General features: G+C 60.0%; 12 protein-coding genes. 5 read left to right on the top strand and 7 right to left on the bottom strand.

Annotated elements, in window-relative coordinates; translation table 11 throughout:
- Positions 1–27: 27 nt before the first annotated feature.
- From NT137_02685 to NT137_02675, 3 genes are read right to left on the bottom strand one after another with little or no spacing between them, the layout of a single operon-like run.
- On the bottom strand, positions 28–816 hold the full coding sequence (locus NT137_02685; GenBank protein MCX6652243.1) for an ABC transporter ATP-binding protein: 789 nt from the start codon (positions 814–816) through the stop codon (positions 28–30).
- Positions 806–1,852 carry an iron ABC transporter permease gene (locus NT137_02680; GenBank protein MCX6652242.1) on the bottom strand — a complete coding sequence of 349 codons (1,047 nt, stop codon included), beginning with the start codon at positions 1,850–1,852 and terminating at the stop codon, positions 806–808. Before NT137_02680 ends, NT137_02685 begins: the two co-directional genes overlap by 11 nt.
- A gap of 27 nt (positions 1,853–1,879) precedes the next feature.
- A complete protein-coding gene (locus NT137_02675; GenBank protein MCX6652241.1) occupies positions 1,880–2,974 on the bottom strand; it encodes an ABC transporter substrate-binding protein in 1,095 nt (364 codons plus the stop codon).
- Between the two features lie 327 nt (positions 2,975–3,301).
- Here NT137_02675 and dcd point away from each other — a divergent pair, with 327 nt between their 5' ends.
- Positions 3,302–3,802 (top strand): dCTP deaminase, encoded by a 501-nt coding sequence (gene dcd / locus NT137_02670; protein MCX6652240.1) that lies wholly within the window; start codon positions 3,302–3,304, stop codon positions 3,800–3,802.
- Here the strand turns inward: dcd and NT137_02665 are convergent.
- Positions 3,770–4,774, bottom strand: a complete 1,005-nt coding sequence (locus tag NT137_02665; GenBank protein MCX6652239.1) for a class I SAM-dependent methyltransferase family protein — start codon at positions 4,772–4,774, stop codon at positions 3,770–3,772. The two genes, dcd and NT137_02665, sit on opposite strands and share 33 nt — an antisense overlap.
- Between NT137_02665 and dph5 the strand changes: the two genes are divergently transcribed.
- Positions 4,761–5,591, top strand: a complete 831-nt coding sequence (dph5, locus tag NT137_02660; GenBank protein ID MCX6652238.1) for a diphthine synthase — start codon at positions 4,761–4,763, stop codon at positions 5,589–5,591. The two genes, NT137_02665 and dph5, sit on opposite strands and share 14 nt — an antisense overlap.
- 5 nt (positions 5,592–5,596) lie before the next feature.
- On the opposite strand, the gene NT137_02655 is transcribed toward dph5, so the two are convergent.
- On the bottom strand, positions 5,597–6,526 hold the full coding sequence (locus tag NT137_02655; protein MCX6652237.1) for a hypothetical protein: 930 nt from the start codon (positions 6,524–6,526) through the stop codon (positions 5,597–5,599).
- Between the two features lie 275 nt (positions 6,527–6,801).
- Between NT137_02655 and NT137_02650 the strand changes: the two genes are divergently transcribed.
- The 3 genes from NT137_02650 (at position 6,802) to NT137_02640 (ending at position 12,176) form a co-directional block, all read left to right on the top strand.
- Positions 6,802–8,577: a cation:proton antiporter gene (locus tag NT137_02650; GenBank protein ID MCX6652236.1), complete on the top strand. Its 1,776-nt coding sequence runs from the start codon at positions 6,802–6,804 to the stop codon at positions 8,575–8,577.
- A gap of 69 nt (positions 8,578–8,646) precedes the next feature.
- Entirely contained in the window at positions 8,647–9,765 is a 1,119-nt protein-coding gene (locus tag NT137_02645) for an exonuclease SbcCD subunit D (protein MCX6652235.1), read from the top strand.
- 5 nt (positions 9,766–9,770) lie between these two features.
- The gene (locus NT137_02640) at positions 9,771–12,176 is read left to right on the top strand and encodes an SMC family ATPase (protein MCX6652234.1); all 2,406 of its coding nucleotides are present in this window, start codon (positions 9,771–9,773) and stop codon (positions 12,174–12,176) included.
- Between the two features lie 6 nt (positions 12,177–12,182).
- On the opposite strand, the gene NT137_02635 is transcribed toward NT137_02640, so the two are convergent.
- Entirely contained in the window at positions 12,183–13,178 is a 996-nt protein-coding gene (locus NT137_02635) for an AAA family ATPase (protein ID MCX6652233.1), read from the bottom strand.
- Positions 13,175–15,274, bottom strand: a complete 2,100-nt coding sequence (locus NT137_02630) for an acetate--CoA ligase family protein (protein ID MCX6652232.1) — start codon at positions 15,272–15,274, stop codon at positions 13,175–13,177. Before NT137_02630 ends, NT137_02635 begins: the two co-directional genes overlap by 4 nt.
- Positions 15,275–15,327: the final 53 nt, after the last annotated feature.

Raw genomic sequence — 15,327 nt, 5'->3', positions numbered from 1 at the left:
CGCATGCGTTTCGTCAGGTCCGTGCCATCACCTCAGAGGCCTTTTCGCCAAGGCGAATATTTCGCCAGAATGATGCAGCACCTCTGCCTCCACCTCGTAGACTTCGCGGATGAGCTGCTCCGTCATGACGTCCACTGGCTTGCCGCACTTGACCACCTTCCCCTCTTTCATGATGAGCACCCGGTCGCAGTAGCGCACCAGGAGGTTGATGTCGTGAGAGGCCACGATGACCGTTATGCCTTTCCGAGAGAGCTCGTGCAGGAACTCCATGACCTCCAGCTTGTACTTGAGGTCCAGATGCGCCGAGGGCTCGTCCACCAGCATGACCTTCGGTTCCTGGACGGTGGCCTTGGCCAACATCACCCTCTCCTTCTCGCCGCTGCTCAACTCGAAGAGCTTGCGCTTGCGCAACTTCCCCAGCTCGAAAGAGGCGATGGCCTCGTCCACCTGCTTTTCGTCCTTCTCCGCTTCCCACCACAGACCTTGCACGTGAGGATAGCGCCCCAGATAGACGTAGTCCTCGACGGTGATGTTGAAATCCTCCGGGATGTCGGTGGGGACGCCAGCGCATACCCTGGCGATCTCCGCCAGCTTCATCTCGCTCACTTTTCTTCCTTCGAGGTAGACGACCCCTCCGTCCGCTTTGAGCAGGCCGTTTATGCAGCGCAAGAGCGTGGTCTTTCCTGAACCGTTTGGTCCAATGAGACCGAGGAACTCCCCTCGGTTGGATTCGAACGCCACGCCATCCAAGGTCCTGGAGGCGTCGTATCGGAACTCCAATCCCTCGATGCGGATGACCATCTTATCATCCGGCATAATCCCGCCCCCTCCTGACCAGCAGGTAGCCGAAGAACGGCGCCCCGATGAGAGAGATGATCGCCCCGACGGGCAGCTCGCCCTGCATGGCCGTGCGAGAGACGAGGTCCGCCACCAGCAGCACGTTCGCGCCCAATATCATGCTCGCTGGGAGCAGGAGCCGGTGGTCCCCTCCGACCAGGATGCGACCGATGTGCGGGACGATCAGTCCGAGGAAGCCGATGATGCCTGTGAACGCCACCGCGATGGAAGTGAGGATGGAGGTGAGCACCATCATGAGGCGTTTGAAGGAGCGCGAATCCACGCCCAGCTGCCAGGCCTGCTCATGCCCTAGCAGGATGACGTTAAGCTCCCGGGCCATGACCAGCACGATGAGACAGAGGAAGATGGTGGGCACGATGATGAGCAGGGCCTTGTCCGTGGTGATGGTGGCGAAGCTGCCGAACATCCAGAAGACGATACCGTGAAGTTGGTTGCCGCTGACGGTCATGATGAGCGAGGTGAGCGAGGAGAGAGCGGTGCCGGTGACGATGCCCGCCAGCACGTAGTTTAGCGCTCTACCTCCAGAGGCTTCGGCCAGCAGCAATGTGAAGAAAAAGGCGCCGATCGCTCCGATGAACGCGGCCACCGGAACGGCGAACAGCCCCACCCCTGTCACCGTTATGCCCATGAGCATGACCACGGCCGCCCCCGCCGCCGCTCCTGAGGAGACGCCGGTGATGTACGGGTCGACCAGCGGATTGCGTATGAGCGCCTGCATGACCGCACCGGCGACGGAAAGGGCGATGCCCACTCCCACCACGGCCACCGCTCGCGGAAGGCGCAATAGACCAACTATCTTCTCGTCAGGAGTGAGCCGACTGACATCCCCCAACTTGGTGATGTAACCCCACAGCGCCCCCAATGCGTCAGTGAAGCTCATGTCCACTGAACCGACAACTAGTGAAAGAATGAAAAGAAGGAAGAGCGTCACCGACCCCACTACGAGGATGAGGGCCAGTTTCATTTTGCTGCTCTTGACGGTCGATCCGTTCATCGGTTCTCCCCGGCCATCCGAAACGTCTCACTCCCATTTGATCGGAACGGCCAGAGCTACCGATTGGACATCGGCAGCCGGGCCGCTGGAAGAGGTTAGGGGTGTTAGGTAATCCTGATACTCGCTCCCTATGATGTTGGGCACGTTCGCCCCGAACGCCGAGGGCTGCAGGACCTCCGCCATGAGCTGGATCGCCTCCACGATGCGCACGCTCTGTCGGACGAACACGTTCTCACCCTGATTCGTCACCACGAACACCTTGTGGTTCTGCACCGCGGGGGTCATGCTCCACACTGGGTCGGTCTCCATGCTGGTGATGATCTGTTCGGGGGTCATCTCCATCATGGTGCCGCTAACGAAGATGATGTCTGGTGAAGCCGCGATCACGTCCTCCTTGGAGACCATTGCCCAGCCGGGGTAGGAGGCCATCGCGTTCGCGCCTCCGGCGAACTGCACCACTTCGCCTATGAACGTTCCAGCACCGGCAGTGTAGATTGGTTCCAGCCAAACCGCAAAGAACACCTTCGCCTGAGGCTTGGCCCAGTCGATCTTCCCCTGGATGGCGGTGATCTTCTTCTGCATCTCGCCCACCAGGCTCGCCGCCTGTCCTTCCATCTTAAGAGCGGAACCGACCAGGCGGATATTGTCGTAGACGCGGTTGATCGTCGCTCCCTCGTAAAGGGCGACGACCGACAGACCGAGACCCTCAAGCTGATTCGCCAGTTCGACGTGCTGCGACATCGAGGCGGTCACGAGCACCAGGTCAGGGGTGAGGTCGACGATCTCCTCTGCCTTGGGCGTGGAGAATCCCCCGATATCCTTGACGGTCTGGGCCGCCTTTCTGTCCACTACATCCTGAGGGTAGTCACAATACCCCGTCACGCCGACCAGCTTGCTTCCCTGCCCCATGGCATAGACCAGCTCGGTGATCTCAGGAGCACAGGAGACGATGCGCTCCGGCTGGTGCGTCAGGTTGACCTTGCGTCCCAGAGCGTCGGTCATGGTGACGTTGAAGTTCTCTCCCGACGCAGGCTTGTTGCCCACGAGCACGACCAAGCCCGCGGTCACAAGGATGCCCACGACCGCGATGGCGATGATGATCATACGCTTCGATGATTCCAATCTCCTCCCTCCAGGATGTCCTACTAGTGATGCTTAAGCTCAGCCCAGCATAGTTGGATGTATCATCCAACTGACATATGATGGACAGGGCGGTATTTATTGATTTGCAGAAAAACGACCCAATCGGAATCATTGCGACAAAATCGTCCGTTGTTTCCTCAATGGTGACTCTGCTCCCACATCCAAGCCTATCGATGCTGGCCTACTTCGAATCGAAATGGACTACTGGTGCGACTCCGAACGACCGATACGCCCACAAGAGGATCCGGCCTATCAGGCTCCAGAAGAAATGCAACGATTAAGGCTTCGCTCGACCATGCGGCAGGCATGTGCATCCTCGCCGACCACGAGATCCTGGCAAGAATGAAGGAGGGCACGCTCCGGATCCGCGACTATCACGAAGGCTCGCTCACGCCCAATGGCTACGATCTCAGGATCGCGGAGCTCTCGCTGCCCGAGCTTGGGATCTCGTTCAAAGAAGGCAAGGCCAAGGTGCCGCCCAAGGCCATGTTCTATGTCTCGACCGTGGAATATGTCGAACTGCCGGACGACCTGGCGGCGCAGCTCTGGACTCGAACGTCGTGGATCAGAAAAGGAATATTGGTCGGGCTGGGCAAGATCGATGCTGGCTTCCATGGAACGCTTACCTTCGCAGGCTTCAACGCCTCCAGCGTGGAGGTGGAGATACCTATTGGCTCTCGCTTCGTGCAAATGTGCTTCGAGACCATGCACTCCAAGGTGCAGATGACCTATGAGAAGCGAAGCGGCAACTACCAGGGGCAGAAAGGCATCATCCTAGCACCACTTGCTAAGGACAAGGTCAAGTGAGTAGACGCTCATCGACGGCGAGTAGGTCTTCAGCTCTTCCTGCCTCACCAGTTCCACCATCGCGCCCATTCCTCTTGCCCGAGTGAGCAGCTCGTCCAGCACTCGATCGATATCGTCGCGCTCGCAGATGTGGTAGAGGTGGATGGTGCCTCCGAAGTTGAGCTTGGTGAGCGCATCGGGGAAGAAGTCCATGGCGGAGTGCGGCAGGTTCATGACGATGCGGTCCACGTTCGGCAGTTCGAAGATGACCTCCTTGGCATCGCCCTCGATGGCCATGACCTTGTCCGCCTTGTTGAGCTCGATGTTGCGCCTCATGTAGGATATCGCGTCCGCGTTGAGATCGACGGCGAAGATGATGCTTGGATTCGCGTGCCGAGCGATCATTATGGCGAAAGGTCCCACGCCAGCGAACATGTCCAGGACCACTTCGTCGTCGTGGACAAGAGAGGCGACGCGCATGCGCTCATTCGCCAGCCGGGGATTGAAATAGACCTTAGATGGGTCGACGAGCAACTTGATGCCGTATTCCGTGTGCACGGTCTCCAGCACTTCGTCCCCAGCGATCACCTCCAGGTCCCTCACCCGGAGCTCGCCTTTCACCCCTTTGTCCAATGCGATGGTGCGCAGCCTAGGGAACGCCTGCTTCAGCGCTCCCCCGACCTCTTTAGAATAAGGAAGCAGCTCCTCTGGCAGCTTCATAATCGCCACGTCCCCGATGACGTCGAACGAGGAAGGGATGAGATCTCTCAGCTGCTCCGGGACGTGTGCAAGGCGAGCGAAGTCCGCCTCTGCCACGCTCCTCTCCTCGAAATCCTCCTCCAGGACCTCGTGGTCAAGCCTGCCCACCTCGGCAGACAGGAGAGGGAAAAGAATGTGATCGTCGACCCGCCTGACCTTCAGAGAGATGTCCAGCAGCCCGCTCTCTAAAAGTATTTTACGAACCGACTCCCCTTCTCCCTTGGGAACCTTCAAGCACAGGGACCGCACGGTGAATGGCATGGGCGAATTGGTATTTGTCGGTTTAGGGCTGAGCAGCGTCCAGGACATGAGCCTAAGGGCGCTCGAGGTTCTCAGGGGATGTGATCTGGTATTCGCGGAGTTCTACACCTCCAAGCTGATCGATTCGAACGTCGACGAGCTCTCGCGCTTGATCGGAAAGGAGGTCAAGGTCCTGGAGCGGATGGACGTGGAGGAGGGAGAGGAGGTCATCGAGGCCGCCCGTTCCAGGAAGGTGGCGTTCGTCACCGCCGGGGACACCATGGCGGCCACGACGCACGTGGACATGAGGCTGAGGGCGATGGAGGAGGGCATTTCCACCTCCCTCGTGCACGGGGTCTCGATATTCACCGCCTGCGCCGCCGCGTTCGGCCTGCAGCCCTATAAATTCGGGCGAACCATCACCCTGCCCTTCCCAGAGAAGAATTTCTTGCCCGCCAGCCCGTACGAGAACATCCTGGAGAACAAGAAGCGAGGGTTGCATTCGCTCGTGCTCCTGGACATCCGGGAGGCGGAGGATCGCTTCATGTCCGCTTCGGAAGGCGTGCAATGGCTCTTGGATGCGGAGAAGAGACTGGGAGGCGGATTGATGCAGGCAGACAGCATCGTATGCGCCGCCGCCCGCGTCGGTTCGCCGACGGAGAAGCTCGTGGCCGGCTATGCTGCGGAAGTGGTCAAGATTGACCTGGGTCCGCCGTTGCATACCCTGGTCGTCCCGGGTAAGCTGCATTTCATGGAGGCGGAGGCGTTGGTCAAGATGGCCGGGGCGCCGCCCGAGATCATCAAAGAATGAAAGGGCTAAGGTCTTCGCTGGCCCACGCCCAGCAGCACCAGGACCCGGATGCGGTCTCCCAGTTCCGGGTCCAAGCGCCCGACGAACCTGACCCTCGCGTTCGGAACGCGATAAGCGATGTCCTGGGCGATCTTGGCCTGCAGCCCCTCGTCGGTGAAAGATGCCGAGATCACGGTGAGCGCGGATTTGACGTCCTTCAACTCAAAATCGAACCAGGGGGAAGTGAACGCCTCTTCCACTGCCCGCAGTTCGCGGTCCAGTTCGCCGGAGATGCCTATTCCCGCGCGGACGTGCTTGCAGGAGGAGAAGTCCGAGCGCACTTGGCCCAGGTCCTCCAGGGTGAGAGCTGAAGCCAGCTCCAGCACCGGCGCCATCATGATCATGTCCATGGCGCTGAAAGCTTTCCTCAAAGGCAGGTTGGGAGCGATCCTGAGCAGGCAGTCGTTGGCATAGGAGATCAACATGTCCGAGTGCTCGAGGATCTTCTCCATGGACTGGGTGGCGATGTAATGCCTCTCTCCCCCTTCCACGGAGAAGGGCAGGGCGGCGGAGACCACCACCAATTTGCAGTGCCGGCGACAGATGTTCGCCAGAGCGGGAGTGACGTTGCTTCCGGTCTCTCCGCCCAGGCCGGCGAAGAGGAACATGATGTCCGCCTCCCCTATGCGCGAGAACAGGCCGCTCTTCAGGTCCCCCCCGATGGCGCTGAACATCTGGGGAGAGGTGGTCTTGAACAGCCGAACATGGTCTCTGGTCAGCACGCATCTTGTCCGCAATCGAGCTGCTCCAGGCCCCTCCTCCAGCTTGCAGACGGCCACCGCCTCCAAAGGCCCCTCGGCCACGACGTTGCAGCCTGCTCCGCCAACGCCTATGACTTTGACCCTAGGTCGGGTCTTCTTTTCTGACGTGCCGAACCGCTGCGGGGCTGGACTCATCGCGCGGCTTTATCCACCAGTGATTGAAATAACTTTTCGGTGGAGGAGAGGGCAGCGAGCAGGAGCGAACTCGGGAGAAGGGACTTCGGATCTTCACTACATTCGCTTCTCCCTTCACGCCCTTCGCGGTGCTGGTCAAGATCCATCTGTACGAGGAGTGCGTGCAGGCGGAGATCACCCAAGCGGAGGCCAGGGAGACTCAGAACCCCGGAAAGCCGACCATAGACAGGAAGTTCTTTTAGGCCTGGGACCATTGGCGCCGGACGGAGAGAGCGATGGACAATAGCACGCACATGTTGCTCGAGATCGCGCTCATCCTGGTCATCGCTGGCATCTCGTCAGTGGTGTTCACCAAGCTCCGCTTTCCCGCGGTCATCGGCTACCTCGCGGCGGGAATGATTCTCGGTCCGCGAGGCATCGGATCGGTGCTGCAGTTCGACATGGACACCATCGATTTCCTGGCCAACCTGGGCATCGTGCTGCTCATGTTCTCCATCGGACTGGAGTTCAACCTGAACCGCCTGCGCAAGATCGGCTCCTTCGCCATCCTGGCCGGGGGGGTGGAGGTGTGCGCGATGCTGGGCATCGGTTACTCGTTGGGCCACGCCATGGGCTACTCCTTCGTGGAATCGATCTTCATGGGGGCGATACTCTCCATAAGCTCCACCGCCGTCATTCTCAGCGTGCTAAAAGAACTGGGCAAGCTGAAGGAGGAGTACGTGGAATCGCTCATCGGCGTTCTCATCGTGGAGGACCTGGCGGCGGTCATCCTGCTCACCATGACCTCTCCTCTTCTCACCGGGCAAGTGCCCCGGCTCTCCGCCACCATCACCATCCTGGTGGTGATCCTGCTCTTCATCGGCTTCTCCCTCGTGCTCGGTCTGGCGGTCGTGCCGAAGCTGATCGACCGGGTGGACCGGGGCTACAGTAGCGAAACGCTCTTGTTGGTGGCGCTGGGACTGTCATTCGGCATGGCATTGGTGGCGGACCAGATCGGGCTCTCCGTGGCCATAGGTTCCTTCATCATGGGCGTGATCATTGGACATGCCAGGGCGCATCTGCACGTGGAGCAGAAGGTAGCGCCCATCAAGGAGATGTTCCTGGCCGTGTTCTTCGTCTCCATCGGCATGCTCGTCCAGCCATTGCTGGTGCTGAAGAACATCGTTCCCGCTATCGTCATCGCTCTGGTGTTCATCTTGGGCAAGATGTTCGCGGTCACCCTGGGATCCTATATCTCTAACCTGCCTGTGCGAACGTCCTTCCTGGCAGGTGCGAGCATGGTGGCCATGGGTGAGTTCTCCTTCATCATCGCCAAACAAGGCAGCGAGGCAGGGGCGCTCACCGACGCTTTCTACTCCGCTGTCATAGGGGCGGCGCTCATCACCATGGTTCTCCTTCCGGTGTGCGTCAACCGCGCTCCCAAGTGGTTCAACTGGTTCGTCACGCACACTCCCAAAGGCGTCCTCGGCACCATGCGCGTCATCGAAGGCGTGCGCATGGACGTGCGAAGACGATTGGCATTGTCCGCTGAGAAACGCAAGCAGATCCGCCGGGAGCTCTTCTGGATCTTCGTGGACCTGATCATCATAGTGCTCATCTCGTTCCTGAGCAGCGTGCTTCTGGCTTTCAGCTTGGTGCTCGACCCGATCGCGCGCGCCATCGGTATCATCCCTTCGGTGCTGGCACTGGTAATCACCATCGCCCTATCGATGCCGGTGGTGATCAGCATGGTGAACAAGATGCGCAACGTCGTCAGACTGCTGGCGGCCAGCGTCCTGGACACCAGATCCTACCAGGTCTTAAGCGGCACCCTGGTCTACCGCATGCTGAAGAAGTTGGTGCGGCTCTTCGTGGTGGTGGTGATACTGCTCGCCATCGTGCCCTTCGCCTATGTGTTCGATCAATACCAGTCATGGTTGGTGCTCATCTTCGTGCTCATCGGCGTCCTCCTCGGCTACCTGCTCTGGGACTTCTTCCATTCTGGGTACATGCGGCTGCAGGATGCGCTGGCTGCGAACATCGTCGAAGGCCAGGAAGAGAAACGGTCCTAGCACTTTCGGGACGGTCTGAGAAATCCCTTTTAGAGCGCATGCCGTTGTTGGGGGCGAACTGGTGCACAGATGAGGATCGCCCACGTCTCCGACACGCATTTGGGCTACTCGGCCTTCGGCAGAGTGGACGAGCAGTCCGGGCTGAACCTGCGGGAGGTGGATTTCTATCGGGCGTTCGAGGAATGCGTGGACAAGGTCGTTCGGCTCAAGCCGGACGCCCTCCTGCACTCGGGCGACCTGTTCGATTCCGTGCGCCCGTCGAATCGAGCTTTGTCGTTCGCTCTCGATCAGTTCGCGCGCGTCTCCCAGGCGGGCATCCCGGTGGTGGTCATCGCCGGGAACCACTCCACTCCGAAGTTGCGGGAGACCGGTAGCGTGTTCAAGGTCTTCGAGCACTTGAAGGACGTCCATCCGGTGTTCAAGGGCGAATATGAGAGCATCGAGCTGGGCGGGCTGATGGTGCACGCCCTGCCCCACTGCGAAGGGGAGGTGCTGCAAAGGGAAGCGGAGAAGATGAGACCATCCGACTCGCACCTGAACGTGGGCATGATGCATGTCGGCATCGCAAGCATCCAGGATTTCCGCATGGGGGAGTTCAACGAGCTGATGCTGCCCGTCTCCGCTTTGAACGAGAAACTGGACTACATTGCGCTCGGCCATTATCACGGCTTCGTGCACGTGACCAGGAACGCTACCTACTCTGGCTCGACGGAGCGGCTCTCTTTCTCAGAGGCGCGGGACAAGAAAGGCTTCGTCATGGTTGACCTGGCGAAGGGCAAGAAGGAGTTCGTGCCCCTGCGCTCTCGTCCCATGCTCGATCTTCCGCTCATCGACGCCAAGAGGAAGGACGCGGACGAGCTGCGTCAGGAACTGAAAAATGAGATCGAATCACAAGAGCTGGAGGGCAAGCTGGTCCGCCTGATAGTGAGGAACGTGGCATCGCCGGTCTACCGGGCGATCGACCATACCTGGCTCCGCTCCGCAACCGCCAAGGCCATGCACTTCGACGCCCGCTTCGAGGTGGTGCAGGAGGGCGTCTCCCTTCAGAGCGCCAGCACCTACATCGATTCGCTGGAGAAGGAGTTCGTCTCCTTCCTGGATCATTATCCAGTGGAGAAGGCTGACAAGGAGAGACTGCGCAGCAAAGGCCTGGAGTATCTGCAAAGGGGGCTGGAAGAATCCGATTGAGGTACATGGAGCTGCGCAACTACCGCAAGTTCCGCCAGGCCGCGGTGGAGTTCCCCGAAGGCATCGTAGGGATCATCGGCCGCAACGGTTCAGGCAAATCGTCGCTGGTGGAGGCGATCGCCTGGGCCATCTACGGCAACGAAGGCAGCATCGTCCGCACCGGCAAGGAAGGGGTCAAGTTCTCCGGAGCCTGGCCCAACGAGGACTGCTCCGTGACCCTGGAATTCGAGCTGGAGGGTGAGAGCTACCGTCTGCAGCGCATCATGAAGGGGCAGAGGAACGCGCTCGATGCCTCTTTGACCGTGAACGGCAAGCTACTGGCGAAAGGAGATACCGCAGTAACAGACGCCATGATCGAGAGGCTGGGCATGGACCATCGCGCCTTCTTCGTTTCGGTGTTCGCCAAACAGAAAGATCTGAACGCACTGAGCTCGTTGCGCGCTGAGGAACGCAGGAAGCTGGTGCGCCGCATGCTGGAAGTGGACGTGCTCGACAAGGTGGTCACTGAGATCGACAAGGACGCCCGGCTCATAGAGAGCGAGCTCAAAGGGCTGCAGGCCTCCCTCGTCCAATCCGATGGAGGGATGAAGCACCCATCGCTCCTCCTGAACCTGGAGGCGGTCGAGATATCGCGCAAGAAGCTGAGATCCGAGATGGAAGAGCTGAGGACGCAGCTCATCTCCTTTGAATCGAAGGTCGAAGAGAAGAAAGGGGATCGCTCTCTTATCTCTGCCATCCAGGAACGCTATCGCTCCGCCCGCGACGACCTGATGCGCAAGGAGATGGAACTGAAGGCACAGGAGCGATCCGAAGCGGAGCTGGAAGGAGAGCTTCGCTCCTTGGGCGAGAAGAAGGAGGAGCTGGCCAGGCTTCGCCCTATCAAGGAGGAATATGAGAAGGCGGTGCAGGAGAAGGAGAAGTTCGAGAACGTCCTGCGCTCCTACGAGGAGAGGAAGGGCATCCAGGCAAGGCTGAGCGTCGTGGACCGGGACCGGCTGCGCATCGAGGAGGACTGCAAGAGGACAGCGATCGAGCTCGAGGAGCTGAAGGACCCATCCGGCCACCTTGCTAGCGTGGAGAAGAATCTCAGCGAGTTCCTGGAACAGGCCAAGGACCGGTCGGAGGGTGCCAAGGGAAAGGAGAGCGAGGCCCGCCGCCTCCAAAGGGAGATGGATGCGCTGAAAAAGAAGATGGAAGAGATCTCCCGGCTGGGGCCGGAGAGCTGTTGTCCCACCTGCGAACGGCGGATGGGGGACCAGCATTCATCCCTCCTGACCAAGCTTGGTCAGGAACTGAGCGGCAAGAGCGCCGAGCGGAAGCAGTTGGACCTAGAGAGATCTGGCCTGCAGACGCAGGCCGAGCAATCGATGCAAAGGGCCAAGGCCCTGGAAGAGAGGAGGAAGAAGCTGGTCGCAGACCGGGAAAGAGAGGTGGAACTGCTATCCCGGTTGCGGGAGCGGACCGCTCAACGCTCACAACTGGAGGTGGAGAGGGAGGGGCTGCTGCGCAGAGCGAACGAGATAGGGGAGATCGATTTTGACGAAGCTAGATACCTGCAGCTCAAAGGCAGCTTGACCAAGCTCAGGGCGGCCGCGGACCGGTGCCAGGAACTGAAGGCGCAGGTACAGCGCACTACCGAGCTGGAGAAGGCGCTGAAGAACGCAAGAACGATTCTGGAGGTCCTCAGACAAGAGGCTAGATCCACCACTACCAAGGTCGAGAGCATAGGCTACCACGAGGGCGACCTGGAGCGAGCGCAGTCCGAGGTGGACGGAGCGGCCGATGCTGCCATGCTCAAGAGCAAGGAGATCGCCCGAAAGCAGGCGGAGCTCTCGGGCAAGGAGAACGAGGCCGCGGCGATCCGAGGGCAATTGGAGGAAGTGGAAGCTATCGAGAGGAGAACCTCCGCCGGCACCAGGAAGCTTCAGGAGCAGAGCGCGCTCAGCGATGCCATGCGGGTCTTCAGGTCGGAGGTCATCGCCCGCATCACCCCCGCGCTCTCCCAGATATCCTCCAAGCTGTTCCAAGAGCTGACCGAATCCAAGTACGCGGGCATGGAGCTGAACGACGAATACGAGATCGAGGTCCTGGACGGGGGAAAGAAGTATCCATTGGACCGCTTCTCCGGGGGCGAAGCAGACCTGGCCAATCTCTGCCTGCGCCTGGCCATATCCAAGATGATCAGCGAGCGTTCCGGGAACGCCCTCAACTTCCTCATCCTGGACGAGATCTTCGGGTCCCAGGACCAGGTGCGCAAGCGCAACATCGTGAACGCGTTCGATCAGCTCTCCAAGCAGTTCAGCCAGATCGTGCTGATCACCCATGTGGAGGATATGAAGGACCTCATAAACGGCGCCATCCTGGTGCGGGAGAAGGAGGATGGCTCGAGCGAGGTCCTGGTCACGAGTTGAGGCTAATCATTTCAAGAGGGCGGCCATGTCCACGGATGCTCCGATCACTTTCCTTATGCGTTCCACTTTCTCCTTGTCGTCAGGGTCGATGCGGGCGATGAGATGGTCCACCATCTCCGCCGCCTCCAGCGTGTTGTAGCGCGTGAGCAGTATCGGGACGCCTTCCTCATAGGCCTTGGCCACCACCTGCTTGGCCGGATACAGCCCTCCGGTGAGGACCAGGCAAGATGTGTCCGTTGAGAGCGCTGCCAGTTGTATGTCCGCCCGGTCGCCGCCGGTGATGAGCGCCTTCCTGGGCACGCGGCGCATGTAGGTGAGCGCGGTCTCGGGGGTCATGGCACCGATCATCACCTCTTGCACCACGTTGTCCAGGCCGTTCTCCACCACTAGCTCTGCATTGACGGCCTCCCGCACCTCGCGGGCCGTGAAGCGCTTGAGCTCTGGTACTTCGGGCACCACCCCCAGGACCTTCACTCCCTTGTCCTCGAGCATGAGCTTGATCGCCGGGTCGTCGCACATGTTCAAGATGACCCCTTTGAACGGGATGTTCTGAGCTTGCATCATGCGCACCAGCATGGCAATCTTGTCCAGCGCTGAAGGCTGCGGGGTGGAGATCAGTACCACCTCCGCCCCCACGGCGGACGCTATGGCCATGCCCGAGACCCCGTGCAAGCAGCCGGTGACTATGTCCCTCGTCCCCTCCACCAGCATCAACTCGCAGTCCTTGCTCAGACGATCGTACGCCTCGACGATCGAGGACATGGGGACCGGTCTGAGCACGTCGTAGACGAAGGGGCAAAGCTCCTCCTCCTTTGACTTGAGCTTGAGCGCCCTCTTCATCAGATAGGCGTCCTGGTCCACCAACGACTCGCGTCCGTTGATGAGCTTCTCCACGAACGGCTTGAAGTAGCCGAGCCGCCTGCCGCAATTGAGCGCTATTCCAAGCGTGATCATGCTCTTACCAGATCGTTCCACAACCGAACCCATGAAGAGACTTCTCATTCCCTTTCCCTCCCAATTGTCACAAGCGCATCCACCGCGCTGCATCCCTGGCCCTCGTCCCCGACGATGACCGGGTTGATCTCCAGTTCCGCTATCTCCGGGAAGTCGACCCCGATCTGGGCCACCCGGGCGATGACGTCCTTCAAGGCCTCGATGTCCGCCGGCCTCTTGCCCCTCGCCCCGGCCAATATCGGATAGGCTTTGATGGAGCGTATCATGTTGCTTATGTCCTCCTTGGTCAAGGGGGCGATCCTTTGAACGACGTCCTTCATCACTTCCACGAAGATGCCCCCGAGGCCAAAGGTGACGACCGGACCGAACTGCGGGTCCCGGACCATTCCCACGATGACCTCTCGTCCCACCAGCATCTTCTGCACCGAGATGCCCTGGATGCGAGCCTGAGGCATGCGGGTGCGCACCCTGGTGGTTATCAGATCGAACTGCTTCCTCACCTCGTCCCCGCTGGCGATATTGACGGCCACGCCTCCCACGTCCGTCTTGTGGAATACGTCCGGGGATTCGATCTTCATCACCACCGGATAGCCTATGTCTTCAGCGATGCGCGCCGCTTCCTCAGCGCTCTTCGCCACGCCTTCCTGGGGAACGGACACGCCGTAAGCCACCAAGATATCCTTGCCCTCCTTCTCCGAGAGGCTGACACGGCCCTCTTCCCTTGCGCTCCGGATCAGGGCGCGCACCCGATCTCCATCCCCTGGAACCCGAAGGAACGAATTGCTGGTCCGAGACTCGACCGCCCGGCGGTACTCCATCATCGCTGCCAGAGCACGGATGGCCCGGTCCGGGGACTCATAACTTGGCACTCCGGATTCTCTCAGAATCGTCACTCCTTTTGCCACGTCCTCCCCTCCCACGAACGTGGCCACCAGAGGCATTGATGTCTTGCCAGCGAAGGAGGCGACCAACTGCGCCACCGAAGGAATGTCCACCAGGTCGGTGGGCGCCAGCATCACCAGTGCGCAGGAGACGTTGGGATCGTCCATGACAGTACGCAAAGCGAACTCATAGCGGTCAGTCCGTGCATCCCCCACCACGTCCACCGGATTATACAAGTTCGCCTCCTCTGGCAGCTTGCTCTTCAGCTTGGCGATGGTCTCAGCGGTGAAGGATGCCATGTTCAGACCATGGTCGCTGCAGGCGTCCGCCGCCAATACCCCCAGTCCGCCGGCGTTGGTGACGATCGCCAGCCCACCCTCTTTGGGCAGGGGCATGGTCGCGAAAGCCAAGAGAAGGTCGAACAACTCCTCGATGTTCTGCACCCGCACGATGCCGGACTGAAGCATGGCTGCGCCGTACACCTTGTCGCTCCCGGACAAAGCACCGGTGTGCGAGGACGCCGCCTTCGCTCCGGTGTTGGTCCTCCCCGCCTTCAAGGCAAGGATGGGTTTGTTGGCCGAGGTCAGATAGGCCTCACGCATGAACTCGACTCCCCGGTTCACGCCCTCGATATACATGCCGATGACCTTGGTGGACGGATCATCGCGCAGGAATCGCAGGATGTCCGCTTCGTCCAGGTCCACCTTGTTCCCCACGCTCACGAACTTTGAGAAGCCCACCTTGATGTGCTCCGCCCAGTCCAGGATGGTCGAGCAGATGGCACCGGATTGCGAGGTGATGGCTATCGAGCCTTCGCGCGGATAATTGTTCGTGAAGGTGGCGTTCATCTTGTGTTGAGGGTTGATGAGGCCTAGGCAGTTCGGCCCCAGGACGCGGATGCCATAGAAACGAGCGATCTCTCCCACCTTCATCTCCAGCTCTGCCCCCACCTTTCCAGTCTCCTTGAAACCGGCGGTGATGATGATAGCTACCTTGATCCCTTTCTTTCCGCAGTTCTCCATGACCCGAGGAACGTAGACGTTGGGCACGGCGATCACGGCCAGTTCGATCTCTCCTGGAACGTCCAGAACGGAGGGGAAGCACTTGTGCCCCAGGATCTCGTCCGCCTTGGGGTTGATGGGGTACAGTGGACCCTCGAACCCCGAATCGATGAGGTTCTTGAGCACGATGTGCCCCACCTTCATCTCCTCGCGGGCGGCCCCGATGACCGCGATGGCCTTGGGCTCAAAAAGCTCCCTCATGTTCCCCGCGTTCGGATTGATGGGCGCCGTATAAGAACTTGCGTTGTCGGCGG

This window comes from Methanomassiliicoccales archaeon (assembly GCA_026394375.1).
Taxonomy (GTDB): domain Archaea; phylum Thermoplasmatota; class Thermoplasmata; order Methanomassiliicoccales; family UBA472; genus JAJRAL01.
Note: the sequence above shows the minus strand (reverse complement) of the source record. Positions and strands in the feature narration are given on the sequence as shown.